General features: G+C 64.4%; 4 protein-coding genes and 1 pseudogene. All 5 read right to left on the bottom strand.

Annotated elements, in window-relative coordinates; all coding sequences use genetic code 11:
- Positions 1 to 43 precede the first annotated feature (43 nt).
- Positions 44 to 523 (bottom strand): annotated as a pseudogene (locus MRB58_RS24965) (alpha/beta fold hydrolase); the annotation flags it as partial.
- A gap of 211 nt (positions 524 to 734) precedes the next feature.
- Positions 735 to 1196 (bottom strand): T6SS effector amidase Tae4 family protein, encoded by a 462-nt coding sequence (locus MRB58_RS11410; protein ID WP_244781963.1) that lies wholly within the window; start codon positions 1194 to 1196, stop codon positions 735 to 737.
- Between the two features lie 389 nt (positions 1197 to 1585).
- Complete coding sequence (locus tag MRB58_RS11405) at positions 1586 to 3655, bottom strand: alpha/beta fold hydrolase (RefSeq protein ID WP_244781820.1); 2070 nt, start codon at positions 3653 to 3655, stop codon at positions 1586 to 1588.
- A gap of 94 nt (positions 3656 to 3749) precedes the next feature.
- Positions 3750 to 10112 carry a hypothetical protein gene (locus tag MRB58_RS11400; protein WP_244781819.1) on the bottom strand — a complete coding sequence of 2121 codons (6363 nt, stop codon included), beginning with the start codon at positions 10110 to 10112 and terminating at the stop codon, positions 3750 to 3752.
- 39 nt (positions 10113 to 10151) lie between these two features.
- Positions 10152 to 17498, bottom strand: coding sequence for a hypothetical protein (locus MRB58_RS11395; RefSeq protein WP_244781818.1), 7347 nt, complete (start codon positions 17496 to 17498; stop codon positions 10152 to 10154).
- Positions 17499 to 17519: the final 21 nt, after the last annotated feature.

Genomic DNA, 17519 nt, shown 5'->3' with positions numbered 1-17519 from the left:
TATGGGTCCTGGGCCTAATTTACTATAACGTCGTTCGAGATTGTCAGCCGATTATTTCGACTAGCTCCCGTTTAAGTTTCTCGGGAACCGAAAGTTGCGGAAGGTGGTCGCTGGCTAGCTGACTAACGCTCACATTCGGCCAGACGGCGCTCATCTCCTCCTGGAGACTTCGCGGCAGTATGCCATCTGCCGTGCAGAGTATGTAGTGTTTCTCCAGATCTTCGAAGTTGGCGCCAGGTGCGAAAGCAGCTGTCAACGGCGCGTTTGGTTGGCGCGACAAACCCTTCAGCGCGGTCGGTCCATGTCCAAGGAACTCCATGACTATGTCGTCGGGACCGGTTCCGGAGCGCCCCATTATATCCCAAGGAGTCTCGCCGTTGCCGGGTAACATCGCGGCAACATAAACCAGCCGCTCAACTCGGCCAGGATGAACCGCAGCGACCTGAGAGATTGTAAATCCACCCATTGAATGGCCAACTAGGACGGCTTTGCCAGTATCAGGCAGGTTTTCCGCTACCCTTTCGACATAGTCTCCATGGTAGTTGAGTTACGTTCAGGCGTTTCCAGTATTTCAGAGTGACCCGGAAGTGTCGGCCAGCGTACCTCGTGTCCCTCCGCGCTCAACCCCGCTGGCACTTCAAACCAGCTTAACCGATTTGCCGCTGCTCCGTGAACAAGAATGACATGCGCCAAGGCCATCTCCTATAAATCGTGCTAAGTTTCGCCGGCCACAATCAGTCGATCTTCCATAGTTCTAGCGCGAAGCCATCCGCGACATCGTCTAGTGTACCTGCGCCAACAAAACTTGAGCCTGTCCAGAGATCGAAGTGGCCCGAAGCGTCAGCCCAATCCGCATGGTAGACGATGATGCCGGAAGCTTTCGGTAAGTCATCCTTGCCTATCTCATCACCCGGGTTCTTACTCATACCCCAATAGGATGTGCCGAAGGTGTCGCTCACGAACTTCCCCATCGTCTTGACCTTGATGATTAGGGGCGAACCGTCCCCTTCGATGGCTTCCTTATACGCGTCACCAATCTTCACGTTGCTTGACTTAAACGCCACGGATAAGCGTATTGCGCATGTGTTCTGGTAGTTTGGGTCGTCGATCAGTCCTGGCCATTCTCCGCCAAGATCATCATATAGTTTTTTGCGATCTTTTAGCGGATAGTTATTCTTCAGATCTGAGAAATTCACCGGCAATGTCTTATCTCCTTCAATTGGTGGCGCTTAGTCCTGTCCCGCCTTTGTAGAGCGCATTGTTCCATTCGTGATCTCAGGCAATTGACCACTTGAACGTTACATCCCTTTGTCGACCGGTGGCTAGCCTCCCTTCATTCCGCGAGCAAACCTAACGTTTCTGTCGTCAAGCAACCGAAGTACGTTTCAGAATTATGAAACGATGTTCTAATCATTGACGAGGACGGCGTGGACACGATCTGATCCACGGAGCGCGACATGCTAACGTCTACATGCGGTCCGCCCGGCGCGCTTCCCGTCGTACCTCGGACGTCCGCGACTGCCGCCCGCATGAGGGGGTCGCCGGACAGCAATGGCGTCCGGCTACGATCGTAGGCTCCCCGGCATCAGAACTCCGCTGGCTCGACCTCGTAGTAGGGAAGCCCGCGTTTCGTTCGCTTTCGCAGATCTCGCTTCTCTGCCGGGTCACCAAAATGGACCAGCCGGCGCAAATCGGCAACCGCCTCCGCGCGGGTCAGTGCATTGTAGTGGTCGCAGATGTTCCAGCGCGCGCGAAGGAACCCCCACATGCAGCTGAAGAAGCCGCGGTCGAGTGTACTCGTGTCGATCGTATCGAGCCGACCCGCGACGAAGAGTTGCGCACCCGCTCGCCCGGCGCGCTCGTCCTTGTGCTTCCACTCGGATACGGTGAGCGCATAGTCCGATTTGGAAGCATAGAGCGTCGCCTCAGCGTGGGACGGCAGACCGTAGCGCTGGGCAAAGCTCAGTGTCGGGACGTCCGGCGCAACGTAGATCGCAAGCTTCAATGGGGCGAGCGTGGCCGTCTCCTGAATGAGGCTGGCAAGACGCCCGCCCATGCTGTGGCTGACTAAGTCGATCCGACTGATTTCCGGCATTGCGGCGAGAGCCTCCAGGAACGCTTCGAGATGAGGTCGGCTGAAGCCGATCTTCGCCTCATCGCTGCTGTAGCTGCGGCCACCGGTGATCCCGAGTGAAGGCCACGACCAGATGAGTACTGGTGCGGGTGCGTCGACGTCTCGTGCGAAGGAGAGGCCTCGCTTCATCGCGGTCTCGAACGTGTTCGCAAACCCGGGGATCATCACGATGAGCCGGCCGCCGGTCTCAAAAACGAGATCGCGAATGCGCTGAACACATGTTTCGTCCGTGTCAACGGCCGTCCCGGCATAAAGCTCGACCGGTCTCGTGTAGACCCCCGCGTCGTCGCCCGGCGAGAAATCGGTCGCCAGACGGCCGCAGGAGATCGGCGAGGACACCCCTGCGGCGGGGAAGCGGTCGATGAGGACGCTCCCCCGATCGTCGCGACGGTCCGTTGCGAAGAGTACCATGGGTCCCGCCGCGTCATCGCCGGACTCGACCGGTGACGCGTCGGAGCGGCGGTCGAGCGGTCCCGTTCCGCGTCTCGCGCCTTCGATCATTTCCAGCAAATGGAGGGCATCGGCGCGTCCCAAGCCGTCCTCACGCAGGTACAGTTCGCGAGCCTTCTCGCCGATATCCTCACGCGTTCCGTCAGGCGCCTGCGCATCGAGTTGGCGGAACGTCGTGTAGTTGACGCGAGCCGTGCTCGCGATGGCGGCGAGGGCCTCCTCGTGCTCCTGAAGCTCGGCGACGTTTCCCGCCTGTGCCTCACGGATCGCCTCGCCCAAAACGCGCTGCTGCTTTGCAGTGAGCGTCAGATACCATTCCAGTCCCGCGAACACGACGCCGGGATTGAACCGCGTCCGGATGATGCTCCCGCCCTGCACGGCGCCAACGAGATCGTTCAGGCTCGGCCCGCTAGAACGCTGCGCGAGCGGAACCTCCGCCGCGTCGATGGCCCCGTTTCTGAGGGCGGGATAGACCTCGGAGAACGCCCACTCCACCGTTGATGCGCCGTAGTCGTCCCGAAGCATCGCCCCGAGCGCCGAATTGCTCGGCGTCCTGACCTTCAGTCCTTGGAGGTCTGTCGCGGCGACGATCGGCACGCTCGATACGATCCCGCTGGGCGCATCGTTCCAGAACCCGAGAGGCAGGAGCCCTTCGCTCTCGACGTCCGACATGACGGCGCTTCCGAGCAGCGATCCCTGTAGCCCGATCTGTTCGTCGAGGGTATCGGCGAGTTGCGGTTGGAGCAGAAGCTGTGCGTACGCGTCTTCACCTCCGGCAACGGCGGCGAGGGGCACCAGCGCCGCGTCGACGACACCGCTCGCCATCGCGTCGAGCACGACATTCGGCGGCATGATCCTGGTCTCGACCGAAAAGCCGGCCTCCGCGACATCGGGAACCTGCTCGAACGCCGCAACGAACTGCTCGGCACTCGACGAGTCCGGGATCGCGATCAACATCCGCGCCGACTGCGCCGAGGCGGGCCCTGCGCCGCTGCATAGCGACGCGCCACCCACGGCAAAAAACATCGCCGCCATGAGCAGCCGGTTCGATATATTTCGTCTTGCATTCATAGCAATACCTCATGGTTTCCAACGCGAGTGTGTCGATGCGCAGGCTCCCCGGCGATGATGGAGCCGACCGCTCTCCCTCCTGTCGACGCCCCGCTCATCCGCCCGCGTTCTCGATGCGGATCGGCTTTGACAGTCCGCGGATCGTCGCCTGCGCTTCAAGTGCGCGGGAGAGACGTTCCGGACGCAGCGCCCGTTGCGGATCGGTCTCGTCGGAATCGATCGGGCCGAAGATCCAGCTGAAATCGAACTGGTCTGGACTGGTCTGCGGGCGCGACGAATGCAGCAGCGAAGCGTCGATCCAAACCGGATCGTTGGACGACAGTCTGAACGAGAGGTCGCACGCGCTCGGAGTTTCGAAGACCGCGCCGCGCGTCGCCAGATCGTTCAAGCTGAAGATCGTGGTGCGGACGCGCGCGTGATTGGCAGCCGCCCAGAGGAGCTCAACGGTGAGGCGGTCACCGTCGACCTCCCGCAGGATCAGGTCGAATGCGGTGATCTGCGCTAGACCGTCGAAATGCGGTTCAAGCTCAAGGTCAAGCGTGCCGTTCGCGGGGGCCGCGTCGGCCCCTGTGTCCCCGTTCGCCTGCTGCGTAAACGTCAGGTCCACGGACAGCCCGCCGGTCGGGATCGCACCGTTCCCCCCGCGGACGTGGAACCGCAGCATCGTCATCCGGTCAGGCCCGCGCGTCGCGACGAGGTCGAAATGTGCCGCCTTCCATTTTCCATCGTAGCCGACGTTGCTATTGATTGCCGGCGCGGCGCGCTGCTCGATCTCGACCAGTTGCATCGCCTCCGCACCGTCCACAGAGGCAAACTCGGCCGCGCCGGTCGCGTCGCAGAGCGCAACGGCGGGGTCGTCCGCTCCTGCGCCGTTGTCGGCTCCGGCGGGCCGGCGCGGAAGGTCAATCTCGTGTCCGACCTGCGGGGTCGGCCAGAGCAGGATCTGGGCAAGCCGCCTGTGGACGAAGCGGGTATCCGTCCGTGCAGCGACCGGCGCCTGAATCACCGTCGGCTGGTAGCCGCCCGTCGGGCCATTGTCGGCAGTCGCCAGATGAACGAGCGCCGGGGTGTTCGGGTTACGCAGTCCGACCAGCGACTCGATAGAGGTGTCGCCGCCTGCGCCGGCGTACGAGGTCATGTCCCGACCGGTCCGCACCCAGCGCAGGACGGTCTCAGACGAGCTGCGCGTAGGTATAACTTCGGCTGGACCCTGCAGCAGCAGGCGCTCCGGACCATCGAAGCTGATGGACGCGACGAGCCTGCGGCGCGCGACCGTTCGCTGACGATCGAATATCGCGAGCCGATAGCGGCCGTCGCCGTCGCCGGAGAGGTGCGCCGCCTCCCACGGTTTTTCCCAGAGCGATTCGAACAGTTCTTCCTCCGGCGTTTCGAGCCGCTCCGCGTCGACGTCGGGAAACAGGGCAGCGCGCCGTATACGAACCGCGCTAGGCCTCAGCTCGACGAGGTGGTCGTCCCGGTCCACGGACAGGTGCAGGACGAAGGGGTCGGACTTCGGAACAATCCAGTGGTGCGTCGTGTCGCCAAGGGGACGCGAGCCGTTCGGTTCCTCATGCTCCGCCACCGTAGCCGTGGCTCCCGTCGAGGACCGCACGCACCAAGCCGGGTCGGCAAATCGCGTCAGCGTCACCGCGAGAAAGGCTTCTTCGAGTTCGGACCCGACGGCTTCGCCTGTGTCCTCGTCTGCCGGCTCATCGATCTCAAGTGCCATCCATAGCAGGCTGTTCGAGAACGCCGGCGCGGTCGTCTCGGCCGAATCGAAGTGGAGACCCATGATGCCGATCCGATCGAGCGCGGCCCCGCGGGAGCGCCCTGCGGATACGTTTCGTGGCGATAGCAGCGGGTCGGGCCCGACCTCCTTGCGCAGGCCGGTGAGTACAAGCTTGCCCCCCGGCAGATCGTAGAGGTGCGTCGTGCGGATCTCAGGCTCGATCGTCTCCGCAAGGCCGAGCTGCGAGTAAGGCGGCTCAGAGAGAATGCAGACGAGCGGAGTCGCTGCCGCTCTGGCCGTTTCACCGAGGATCTGCCCCGTCGTCTGGGACGATGAGCGGCGCAGCAAAGGTATGTAGGAGCGGACCTGCGGGCGGGTCAGCGGCGCGCGCAACGGATCGGCGAGGATGGCGATCCGCTGCGCCCATTTTGATCCGAGATCGACGGTGACCGGCCTGCGAACGTGGATCGCGGCATAGCGCGACGTCAGCTCCAGCATGTGGCGAATATAGGTTGCAGAACGTTCGGGCCATTCGACCCGCCGGACCGGCGTTGGGGTCGTGGTCCCGTTCAGCCGGACACGGCGGCGCGTGGCGTCGGACGGATCTCGGCCGAAGAACGCCTGCTCCTCGAACTTGGCGAGCTTGGTGAGGGCCTCGGGCTCGTCATCCGGGTCGACGACGACGACGGGACGGTCGTGGGGGGTACCCGGCCGCACGGGTTCAAACGTATGCTCCAGCGGTGTTCCGGTCGGCCGCCAGCGCTGCGAGGTGACGACGCACGTGGAGAAAATGCGCCATTCGCTGGTGTCGTCCGGGAAGCCGACCGTGAGTTCGTAGGCACGGTGCGTGCCGTCCGCGCGAACGCGCAGCGCGTCCGTCAGCATCGCTGTGTCCGCAACGATGTCGATGGCGCGCGCGACCTCAATCGAGAGCTTCGCCCCGTCGAACACTGCGAGACCGTCCTGCCCACGGCTCAGAGCGAGCCTGCCGATGTGAAGCGAAATGGGGCGCTCGGCAGGGTCGTCGTCCGCGGGTGCTGCCGCATCATCGGCCGTCGCCGGACCATCCGGGTCGGGAACGATGAGGTCGTCCGCGACGGCGGGCGTGATCCACAGCCGCGTCACGGCCCCTTCAGGGCAGGTCAGCCTTGCCGACATTTGGCCGGTTCGAACCTCGACGACGTCGCCGGCGTGAACATCCAACTCGACGCGGCCTGCATCAGCAATTTTGTTGAGCAGGTATTCCGCCGCACGCAGCGGCGGCAAAGCGGTATCCGGAAGGTCTAGCCCGGCGTATGGCCGGGTTTCGATGCGGCCGAACCCGTGCGCATCGTTCGGTAGCTCTTGGTGGGTATGCCGGGTGATCCCAACGCCCAGCAGCAATGCTTCGATCGCAGGGTCGGGCAGCCTGTCGATTTCGCCGACGCGGGCATGGCCGGTCGCCGCGAGCACGGCCCGCGCCCGCCGGATCGCCGTCGCAACGGATTGGGCCCGCGCGATCTCCGCCTCGGTGGGCGGTTCGCTCCCGCTACCTCGACGCATGGATCGCGCGAACAGTGCCGTGTTCCGCGTCCATCGGTCGAAGTCGGTGAACGAGACGCGCGGTAAGTCGATTGTCAGGTTCGTCTGCGAGGCAACCGTCCATCCCGCCCCCGCCCCCGCCGACGGCGCGAGGACCAGCACCGGCGCGGGCGCCGGGGTGGCGGTCTCCCCCTCGCCAATCGCAGGATCGGAGAGGCTCACGGGGCCAGACCTCGACGAAAGGCGCAGCCATACGGATGAAGGGACGTCGTGCGGTTCGATGCCGGCCATGTAAGGGAGCGACAGGTTGCCGTCGGCGATGTCTGCCGGCGTAAAGTTCAGCGTTGCGTGTACCGTACCGAAGCCCGAGAGAACTTCGACGGCGAGCACTTCTTCGTCGTCCGGGAACACGACATCCTGCAGCATCACGGTTGCCGGGACCGGGAGGGGATCATCGCGGTGGAGGTCTGCCGACCCGTTCGCCGGGACCTCGATCAACTGGCTCTCGTCGGCGGGGTCGCTGAAGGCTGCCGCGCCGTTCGCCATGGTGACTCGCAGCCACACCTTACCCGGCCGCTCGTTCATCGCGTGCAGCGCCCCTGCGTAAAAAATGGTGAGACGCCCATCCATGACGTGGCTCGCGTCGAGGTTGAACGAAGCGAGGCTCTCGTCGGCGTCACTCATCACGTCGAGCCGTAGTGTAGCCCCGTCACCGATCACGGCGTTCTGCAGGACGAGCACGGGGACCGGAAGCACACCGGTACCGTCCTTGCGCCGGAACAGAATGCGCCGCTGCACACCGGGAAGAACCAGAACCCGCGGGTCGTCGACCGCAAGGCTGTGGACCCCCTCCGGCACGATACCCGGCGTTGGTCGGGGCCGCTCGTCGTCCGCGACTTTGGCGAGGGTGATCGTTACCTCCGAGATGGGAGTCCGGCGTCTGTAGGGGATCAACCCGTCGTTCAGCGCTGGGACGTCTTCGTCGCTCACGATGGGCTTAGGCGTGAACGGATCGAGCGCGCGGTCCATCCGCAAGCTGACGGGGAGCACGCCGGACGGCGGGATCCAGAATGGTTGGAAACCGTAGCGCTTCCCATAGGCCAGCGTCGGCACCGGCGGATAACCGGAGGCGGCGGGGTCGACATCGTCGAGCACGAAAGGACGAAGCCGGTTGATGTCGAGACCGCCGTCCTGCGCTGCAACCCCAGGCGTATCGCGGTTCGGGCTGGACAGCGGATCACCGACGTAGGGGAGGACAGGGCGGCTCAACGCACCGCCGCCAGCCGGCATAACCGGATCGATGGTCGCGATTTCGAGGGCCGCTGCTGCGATCGCGCCTGGCACGGGTTCGGGCATCGAGAGAGAGAGCGACACGAGGCTGGCGTGCACCCAGTGCGGGTCGTCGCCGCTGCGCACGAGGTAGGCGACACCCGAGGTGTTGACGGTCGCGGCGTCGAGTTCCGCGGCCGTGGTCACGGACACGAACGGGAAGTAGAGCGGCTGCGGTGCGCGGTCGGGCACGAAGCGGTCCGGGTTCTCCTCCGGCGTCGAGACGATCCGTGCGACCCGATCCGGCCAGATGCTCGACTGAAGGTACGTCGCCACTTGGTCCGGCACCTCCTCCGCGGATCCGATAACCGTCAGCAACTTAAACAAGCCATCGAGCGGCTTCGAGGGAAGGGCGGCGGTCGCGCGGCGAAGGAGTGCATCAGAGGCCAGGAGATCGTCGCGGACGTTCTCCGGCCCCCTCGCGAGTAGAATGCTCGCGACCGCCACGCCGATGTCCGCACGTGCCACGCTCGCGGCGTCGTACCGATCCGGCACGGCGATATCGGTCGCGAAGTCCTCGAACCCGAGAATGAGCTTTTGCCAGACCTCATCGAAGCCGGCGTCCGTACCTAGGACGGACGTAGCCATGTCGCGTCTTGTTTGCTCCTGAACATCGTCGATCAGGCGTTTTCTGAGATACCGGACGACCACGTCCTCGAACGTTGTCTCTTCTTCCATCCGGTATGCGAGGTCATTGAGTTCGGCGAGAAAAGGAGCGACGGGCCCGACACTTTCCGCGTTCAGCGCCTTGATTATTAGTGGGAAGCGCAGCGGTTGGTCCCGCTCTTCCCACGCCTGCAGCCATTCGGCGATATCTTTCGGACTGGGTGCTTCAAGTGCGTCGTCGATGGCGTTGTGCAGCTTCTCGTCGTCGACCCGCACGGTGGCACCCAGCGCTTCGGCGCGTGCCGTCATGAAAGCGGTGAGGTAGGCGAGGATCGCGGGCCGTCGGCGCCAAACCTTGGCCGGATGATCCTTCCCATGGAGAACCGACAGCATCGGTAGGTCGAACAGGGTGATGACGGCGGCGCGGGCGATCCATGAAGAAGGCGTGCTGTCGCTGGCCTCCATGCCGATCAGGCGCGGATCGGCGATGATGTCCTGCAGTACCGGTGCGAGCTCGATCGCCGAGGCGCCATTCTCTTCGATGCGCGCCATTAGTGCGGCGAGCGCCTGTGCGTCCTGCGGCAGATCGATCCAGCCGTTGGTTTTGAACCCCGCCGGAAGCTGGTCCTGATCGAACGGCCCGGCAATCTCGCAGCGCGCCTGGATGGTTTGACCATCCAGCCAGGGGATGTCCAGCACGACCTCATCCGTTGGTTCGGCGGTGCAGACGATGCTGGCGGGATCCGCTCCCTCGGGAAGGTAAACGAATGCAGAGCGCCCGGGCTCGATCGAACCGGTGTGGGCGACAGCCAGCAGGCCGGCATTCTGCGCGGCCGGGGCCGGCCATCTCGCGGCCGACCGCAGCAGCTCGGTCGCCGTCATGTTGCGGCTTTCGGTGATGCGGTCGGGGTCCGTGCTGCTGATGAAGAACGGCGGCGCGATCTCGTGTTGCCTTGCGATTTCGTCCCTCGCGGCGTTCAGCCAGCCGGTGAGATCTGGCGCGGGATCACCGGGCTCGAGATCCCCGGCGTGGACTGCGGTGACCGCGAGCTCCGGTGCTTCGCCGATATCGACGCGATAGAAAGCGCCCGACCGGATCGCACCGAAGAACGAAAGAAAACGCGCTCTAGCGGCCGCTTCGGGGTCACCTTCGCCCGCATCGACTTCGGACACCTCGAATGCGAGGGAGACGGCGAAGTGGCGACCTTCTCCGAAATGGAATTCATTCGGTTCGCCGCAGGAATCAACGAAGAGTGTCACAAGTGTCGGCATGCGCGGGTCCGTCCAGAATATGCATTACGGCCGCCCACGTCAGAGCGACCTGCGCGCCTGATCCAATTTTTCGAATTTATCGAGAGCTTTCTTTACTTTCGGGTCGGTTATTTCGGCTTCGGTCTCGCTGGTCACTTTTGTTTCCGAGCGACCGTCGCGAAGCTTGTAGGTCGCCTGACCCTTGAATTTGAGTTTGAAGAACCGCGAGATCCTGAGCTCGACACACACGGAGCCGCGTCCATCCATCCGCCCGCTCTCGTGATAGGAAATGCACAGTTGTAGGCCGAGCAGGATTGTCGCGAGGCCGAAAATTGAGACGCAGCCTGCGATGCCGAGGGCGAGCGAGGTCGTCAGGCCGCTGTTGAGATCCGCCCCCTGGTAACCCATTCGCCTCGCGTAGCGGATCGTGACCACCAGGGTGATGAAGACGCCCCCCGCAATCGGCCCCAACGCGAACGCGAGAGCCGCCGAACCGCCCACGCCGAACTCGACTGTGACCAGCATCCGATCGCCGACCGGCCTGTATTCGGCGTCGATCTGAATGTAGCCCGTGCCGCCTATGATGAAGATTGAGAAGATGAACGGGACGTCGATCGTCGAAAGATTGAACCGGTTCGCGATCACGAAGTCCGGCAGCGCACGGAGCGAGAAGGCGTTCGAGATCGCAATGTTCTGCACGCCGGACGTGGCATAATTGAGCGATAAGGGTGGCATCGCGAAGCGGTGTTCGACGCCCACCGGGAGCCCGCCGTCCTTCAGCACCGTCAGTCCGCCCAGCGAATCGCCGAAAATTTTTCCGAACGTATCCTGGATGAACTGCATGTTCCGGTGGATCCGGATCCGCTTCGGATCGAACTCGACGTTGAGTTTCTCGCGGGACGAATACGTCATTCGGACCGCTTCGAGTGTCACCATTGTCTGGCCGCCGACAACCGCCTCGATGGTCGTCAGGAACTCCGCATAGTCAGTGACTTCGGTCTCCGCCTCGTCCTTGTTCGCCTCCGCCCGGAGCCACGCCTTCAGTGTGCTGTTCCGGACGTACATGACGAACGGGCCGAGCGCGAACAACGCCTTGCGGCCGGGGACCGGCGCGTCGAGAGTGGCGAGGATCCATGCACGCCCCGCCTTGACGTCGAGGTCGTGCGTCACCTTCAGCCAGTCCGGAACGTCGCCGTCGAGGCCGACATCGCCGAGCAGCCCGGAGAGATCCATCCCGCAGAAGTCGGGAACGAGATCGCGAAGGAGCGCCTTCCCGTCGGTCTTGATGGCGTCGATGCCGATCGCGTCCGCAAAGGTGCTCGTGTCGAACTTGAGGCCGAGCGCCTTCGCCGCGTCGCCCAACAGATCGAGACCCATGCGGACCGGCTTCGACTCCAGAACGTCTTTCGCGTCGTCGACCAGCATGCGCATCTGGTCCGCCTTCGCCTTGAGCGCAGCGACTTCGGGCGCGGTCGAGGCGAACGACACCAGCTTGAGGCCGAGCCCAGGCAACGCACCGGGACTCGCCTCCTTGAATTCGCTGATCAGCTCGACGCCGCGATCGATCACCGAACGGACAAGTTCGCCAGATTCGTGGATCGTGTCGATCCCCTTATCGACGATCCTGACCATGCTTCCGACACCGTCGACGAGATCAGGCAGCCCAGTCTGATCGAACTCTTTCAGAAGCGCAGTCGCCTCGTCCTTTAACTCGCTGGCGATCTCGCGGAGCGCCTCCTCGGCGCTCGCGAGCAGGAGATCCTTGTAGCCTGCCAAGGTCTTACAAAGCTTTTGCGCCTCCGCAACCGCGTCGCCGGCCAGATCCTGCGCTTGATCGAGCCGTGCGGCGAAATCGCTTTCGAGCGCATCAAGTTTTGACTGGATCTCACTCTTCAACGCCACACCGTCCGACGCGGCGAGCGACCAGTCGATCGAACCGACAAGCGCGGCAATAACCGGCTCCACGACGGCGCTGTTGAACCTTTCCGTCACGATTTTCGGCAGGCGTTCTTCGATGACGGCGAGCTCGCGCTCGATCCGCCCGAGCCATATGTCGGCCGCCGCATGGGCCTCCTTCTCCGCAAGGCTCAGACGGAGGGCGCGCGCGGCGATCCAGTCGCGGATCTGCCGCACGGCGTTGTCCAAGACGGCGTGATGCGGGCGGAGGTCGCGCAGCACGTCGTTTGCGAGGACGACGACGTCGCCTACCACCTGGCGCGTTGCGCCGCTCACCTTTTCGAGCCCTTTCCTCAGCTCGTCGTCGAGCGCGTCCGCAGCGCCCTCGATCGCAGCCGTAAGCTCATCCGCCAACGCTTGGACCTTCGCCAGCTTCTGTTTTGCCTCGGCGGCGATTTGACGTGCCATCGCGTTCGCGTCGGCAAGGACGACTTGCGCACTGCGGCTGATGCCGTCGATCTGCGCCGCGGCGTCGCGCCCGATATGGTCAATTCCGGTTTCCCGGTCCGCGGCCGCTGCCACGAGATCGTACAAGGGCTGCGCAGCCGGTGGCACATCGTCAGGCTTAGGCCATTCCGTGTCCATCCGCGCCTTGTACTGGCGCAAGTCGGCCGACGTTGGCAGCCCGTCGATCACGCCCCGGGCGCCCGCACCTATCCGCACAACCGACTTGTCGAGACCGGCGAACGTGAACTGCGCGGTCTCCTTCGCCTTGATGACCTGCGCCGTGGCGGTGACGAGACGGCTTCCGAGTACGCTCGCCTGTGCGGACAAGTCCGTGGCGAACCGATGACGCGCCTCGTCCAGCACCTGGAGCGCCTCGTCTTCAAGGCCCTCTACCGCGTCGGACAACTGCTGAAGAGCGCGCCGAAGCCGTTCGTCGGACACCGGCTGAAGGTCTCCGAAACGAACTGCGAGGTCGTCGACGCGCGCCAGCGCCCGGTCCAGCGAGGACTGCGCGTCACGATGCCAGTCGGCGAGGATTGCGCGGGCGGTTCCGACCTCGCCGCGAAGGTCCCCGATCCCGGCCTGCGCGGTGTCGAGCGCGGTGTCCAGGGCGCCTTTGAAGTGATTGGTGAGCTTGTTCCGCAGATCGTCCTCGTTCGGGACGTAGCCGATGCCCTCGACCCAGTCGCCGACGGTGACGCGCGCCTCGCCCGCGATGCGGGTCAGGAGCAGTCGGCGACGCTTCAGCGAGGCGGTCAGCTCGTCCGCGAGCCGCGTACACGCGCGCTCGTCGAACTTCAGGACGTCGCCAACAATGGGCTTTGCTTTCAGTTTCTTGAACTCTCTGAGCGCTTGGTCGGCTTTGGACATGACGTCTTCGCCGACGGCGCTCTTTATCTCAGCAAGCAGCACATCGTCCGTCGCGGTGGAGAGGTCTTTGAGCGCTGAGCGTAGCTCCTCTTTCGCGCCCTCGATGTCGCCTCCTTTGTCGATCTCCCGCTTCAGACGCCTGCGCGCATCGTGGACCTTTCCGTAAAGCGCCAACGGCTTGGCGAGCGCGCTGTTGTTAAACGGGTAGGGCCTCAACGGATCGGGCACCGGCAGGTCACCGGCCTCGACTTTGCGCTCCTCGATCACCTCCTTCAGATCCGCTTGGTCCTCGTGCGGCGGCGCACGCATGAAGGTCACGCTCTCGAGCCCGGCGAAAATCGGTTTTGCGCCGCGACCGGCGTTCACCCGGCTGCGGGACGCGCTCGGCGCGAGGCGCCATGTGAACGCACGCAGCCCAGGCACGATGCGCGACGCCGGCGCCTGCCGCTTGCCCATTTCGTTTTCGTTTACGCTCCCGATGTCTGTCAGCTTCCGAAGATTCACGACGCTGCCGAGCGGGGTGTAGTCGATCGACCGGCGCGGCGGCCAGGCGTCGGTATCGGAAGAGAGCGATCGCGCCGCTTCGGGGTCGGTGTAGAAGTAGAGGTTGTCCGGATCGAGGCAGTCCTGGACTGCCACCGGATCGGGTCCGTCGCCCTCGCCGGCGGTGACGAACGAAATGTCGGGGAACGGGTAGACCTGCGGCCGCCGCTTTGCCGCCGCGCGGTTCCACAGCGGCACCTTCCAGCCGACCCTGCCGATGTCGCGGCCCCACGCGCTGTCCACCGCGATCCGGGTTGCGTTGAAGCGGATCTGACGGAGCGGCCCCGCGGTCTTCTCCTCCGCCGCCGCGCTGTCGGGGTAACTGCGGACGGGCTCCAGGATCTCGACGAATTCGGCGACCTTGCGCAGGATCGGCCTCTGGCTGCGCCCCGGCTGGTTGGCCGGGGCAAACTGCGCAGACGCCGCCGTCGTACGCTCGTAGATGACCACGTGCTTAGCCCGGTGCCAGCACACACCGATGCGCCCCCTTACCTCGACCCGATGGCGCGAAAGCCGCCCCTCGTGCGTTTCGGTGATGATCGATACATAATCGCCAAGGAATTGGGCCGACTGGTCGCCGCTGTCGCCGAGCGGCGACAGTGAAACGCTCTCGAGCGTCCCACCGCTCGCGCCGACTGTCTCGGCGAGGATCCGCACGACATTTGCCTGCTCGATCGGCCACAACGCGCCACCCGGCAGCCCGTACTGCGCGTCGAAACGTAACGGGTCGAACCCTACTTCAGTGTCCGCGCCTGAAGGCTCCACAAGCGGCGAGGACACCGGATGCGCAAAATGGGCGGTGGAGCGCAATGCGAAGCTCAGACCATCGCTGAACCTCGCGGGGCGGAAGGGATCGCTCCGGTCGGGATCGAGCGTCCAGACTTCGAGTTGCTCGGGACGGTCCGTCAGATCTGACCTGAAGTCGGGCCAGTTCAGACCGGGTTCGTCGACTCTCGCCGTGAGAAGTCTACCGGATAGCGCCTCGATTTCAGCGACGCGCGCCGGCAGGCCGTCGACCGCGCGGCGCTCCACGCGTAGGCCGGTTGACAGCCCGTAAACGAGTTCGGTTCGCAGGGCCGCCAGTTCCATGCCGAGGCCGAAGTCGCCACGCTGCCGAAACAGCGCCCGCCCCGCGTATTCCGGAAGATAGAAATTGCGCGCGAGGTCACTCGGCCGCGTCCACAACACCGTGGGCGGCGAATGGCGCATGGGCACCGCGTACGTCTGCTCCGGGTGGTCCGGGTCCGGAGGCATGGGCACCGGGCCATCGCCCGCATCGTCGAGGATCTCGTAACGACCGGGCTTGTCGGCGCCTTCGCCGATCCCGCTCGCCTGCCGCACGAAACGGTAGAGGGCGCTCGGCTTCGACTTGAGCCTCCAGGTGCGCTGGTCGCTGTCGTACTCGGCGATCTCGTTCCCGTCTTCGTCGCCGACGTCCGCGAACGCGGGTCGCGTGAACCTGTATGCCGAGAAAGGGAATCGGCTCAGGACAACGTAACTCGCACTTTCCCGCGACTGCGCCTGTTCCAAGGCCTTGCCCGGATCGTCGTCGTTCGAACTATCGCCCCCCAGAGCGTCGCCGCCCGACCCGTCTCCACTCGAACCTTCGTCACTACTGGTCGTGCGGTTGGATAGCGTGGCGGTGAGGTGCCTGTCCTGATCGTCGCTCAGGCGCTCCTCGAGTCGGAGCTCGAACGCCGCGTCCGCATGGGCGGTGCCAACCGATTCTCTGATGAGGAGATCGTCGCTCCGGATGTCGCGGTCACCGTGCGCGACGTCGATCGTCACAGGCTCGACGTGGGCGATCGGGAGCCGCAGTTCGAAGATCACATGCAGCGTCGGCGCCCGGTCGGACGTCGGCCCCAGCGCTCTGCGGTCTCGGCGCTGGATGGTGAGCGACGACGGCGTATCCTTCGACAAGAGCCGATCGCCGGTCCGAAACGCCAGCGACCCGAGCCGGAACGTCACGGGCCGGAACTCCTGATCGAAATGAATATCGATGCCGACTAGCCCGAACCTCGGCGCGGGCGTCCCCAGCGGGGTACCGCTCGGATCGAACTCGGCGACTTCCTTAGATGCGTCTTTGAGGAGCTTGGGCCTGCGTAAGAGCGTCACCGTGGCCGACCAGCCCGCGAGCGCAGGATCGAGCAGGCCGGGCAGCTTCAGCTTCGTAGTCTGCGGAGCTGACTGCGGCAGGGTCCTCCAGCCGTCGAACATTTCGTCTCCGGTGACGGTGTCGAGCGTGATGCGGACGGACGGCAGCGGTCGGAGGCTCGCGTAGGGCGCCGGCGGCCGGCTCAGCGACGCAGCGTCCACACGGTAGACCCCACCGACGTAGGCCACGAAGCCCGCATCGATCCTTCCTGCGAACTCTGGCAGCGCCGACTGCGGTTGACGGGCGACGCTCGGCAGCGCGTCGCGCGTCAGCTCTGCGATGCGAAGCGCCTCGGGCAGTCCGCCGGCGCTGAAGTCGAGAACGGCCGGTGGGGGGAATTGGTCCGCGAGATCGATCGAGGTGGTCCAACGCAGCAGGACGCGGAACTCGGTCCGCCCCACCGGCGCATCTCTGTTCTCTTTAAGCGCCTCGCGCAGGAGCACGTCGCTGATTGTCGTCTCCCGCAGGAGGCTGACCTCGAAATTGCTCGGTTCGAGCACGCCGCCGAGATGCTCGGCGAGGTCCAGCGGCCCTTTGATTGCGCACGTTTCGACCGTGCGGAAGTTCGACACGTCGTTCTCAATACCGATGCGCTCCGCCCGAATCTCGAAGTGCCGGCGAACCGGCTCGCGCTTCGCGGACGAAACGAGCTTGTGCAGGGTCTTAAGGGGTAGGTCCCGCCCTGACACCTCGATGACGCTGGAGACCGGATGAGTCGAGAACGCGATCTCGTCGAGGAATGGACGGGCGTGTTTCAGGTCGTCCAGCTCTTTGCCTGCCAGTGCCAAAAATGTCGGTCGCTGGATCCACCCGATCCATCTCGCGAGCCGCTCCTGATCCGACTCACTACGCCTCCTGCGAACCTCGCTGCCCGGGACGTGCGAATTGTAGATGATCCGAGCCGGTGGCGGCGGGCCGGCATCGGGCAGCTGAGAGTGTGGCAAGGTCAGATCGAGCGCCCAGGAGGCGTCCGTGCCGTTGCCGAACGTCAGACTGCTGCCGGGACCCGGCTGGAACAACGGCATCCGGCTGAAGAACGTTTCGCCGTCCCCCACACCGGGCTCGAAGCGATCGACGATCCACAGTCGATGAAGGCTGAGAACCGGCTTGCCGGGTTTGCCGTTCCGACGGCCGCACCAGAACGTTGCCGATCCATCGGCCGTGAGCGTCTCGATGGCGGCGTCGAGGCCCGCGTCATCGAAGATGTCGAGCTTCGGGTCCGGGATTGCCACTAGTTCCGACGGATCGCGCTCCGCGATCCCGTGCGACAGCCGGGCGAACACTGCCGGGGTGACCTTTCCGTCGACCTCCCGGTTCGCGAGGAACAGCTCCACCTGCCGGACGGGCTTCTCCAGCGGGATGACATCCCAGCCCTTGCAGGTCCGCGTTTCCATCGGGCCGAGAAAACGAAACAGCCGATAAGGTAAATCCGGCATCGGAAGCCCCTCTCGTGTCGA

The organism is Acuticoccus sp. I52.16.1, assembly GCF_022865125.1.
Classification (GTDB): domain Bacteria; phylum Pseudomonadota; class Alphaproteobacteria; order Rhizobiales; family Amorphaceae; genus Acuticoccus.
The sequence above is the reverse complement of the archived record's forward strand: the minus strand, read 5'-3'. Positions and strand labels throughout refer to the sequence as shown.

Excerpts from the sequence above, each read along its gene's own strand:
- MRB58_RS11405 (WP_244781820.1), bottom strand. The coding sequence starts at position 3,655 with ATGAATGCAAGACGAAATATATCGAACCGGCTGCTCATGGCGGCGATG.
- MRB58_RS11400 (WP_244781819.1), bottom strand. The coding sequence starts at position 10,112 with ATGCCGACACTTGTGACACTCTTCGTTGATTCCTGCGGCGAACCGAAT.
- MRB58_RS11395 (WP_244781818.1), bottom strand. The coding sequence starts at position 17,498 with ATGCCGGATTTACCTTATCGGCTGTTTCGTTTTCTCGGCCCGATGGAA.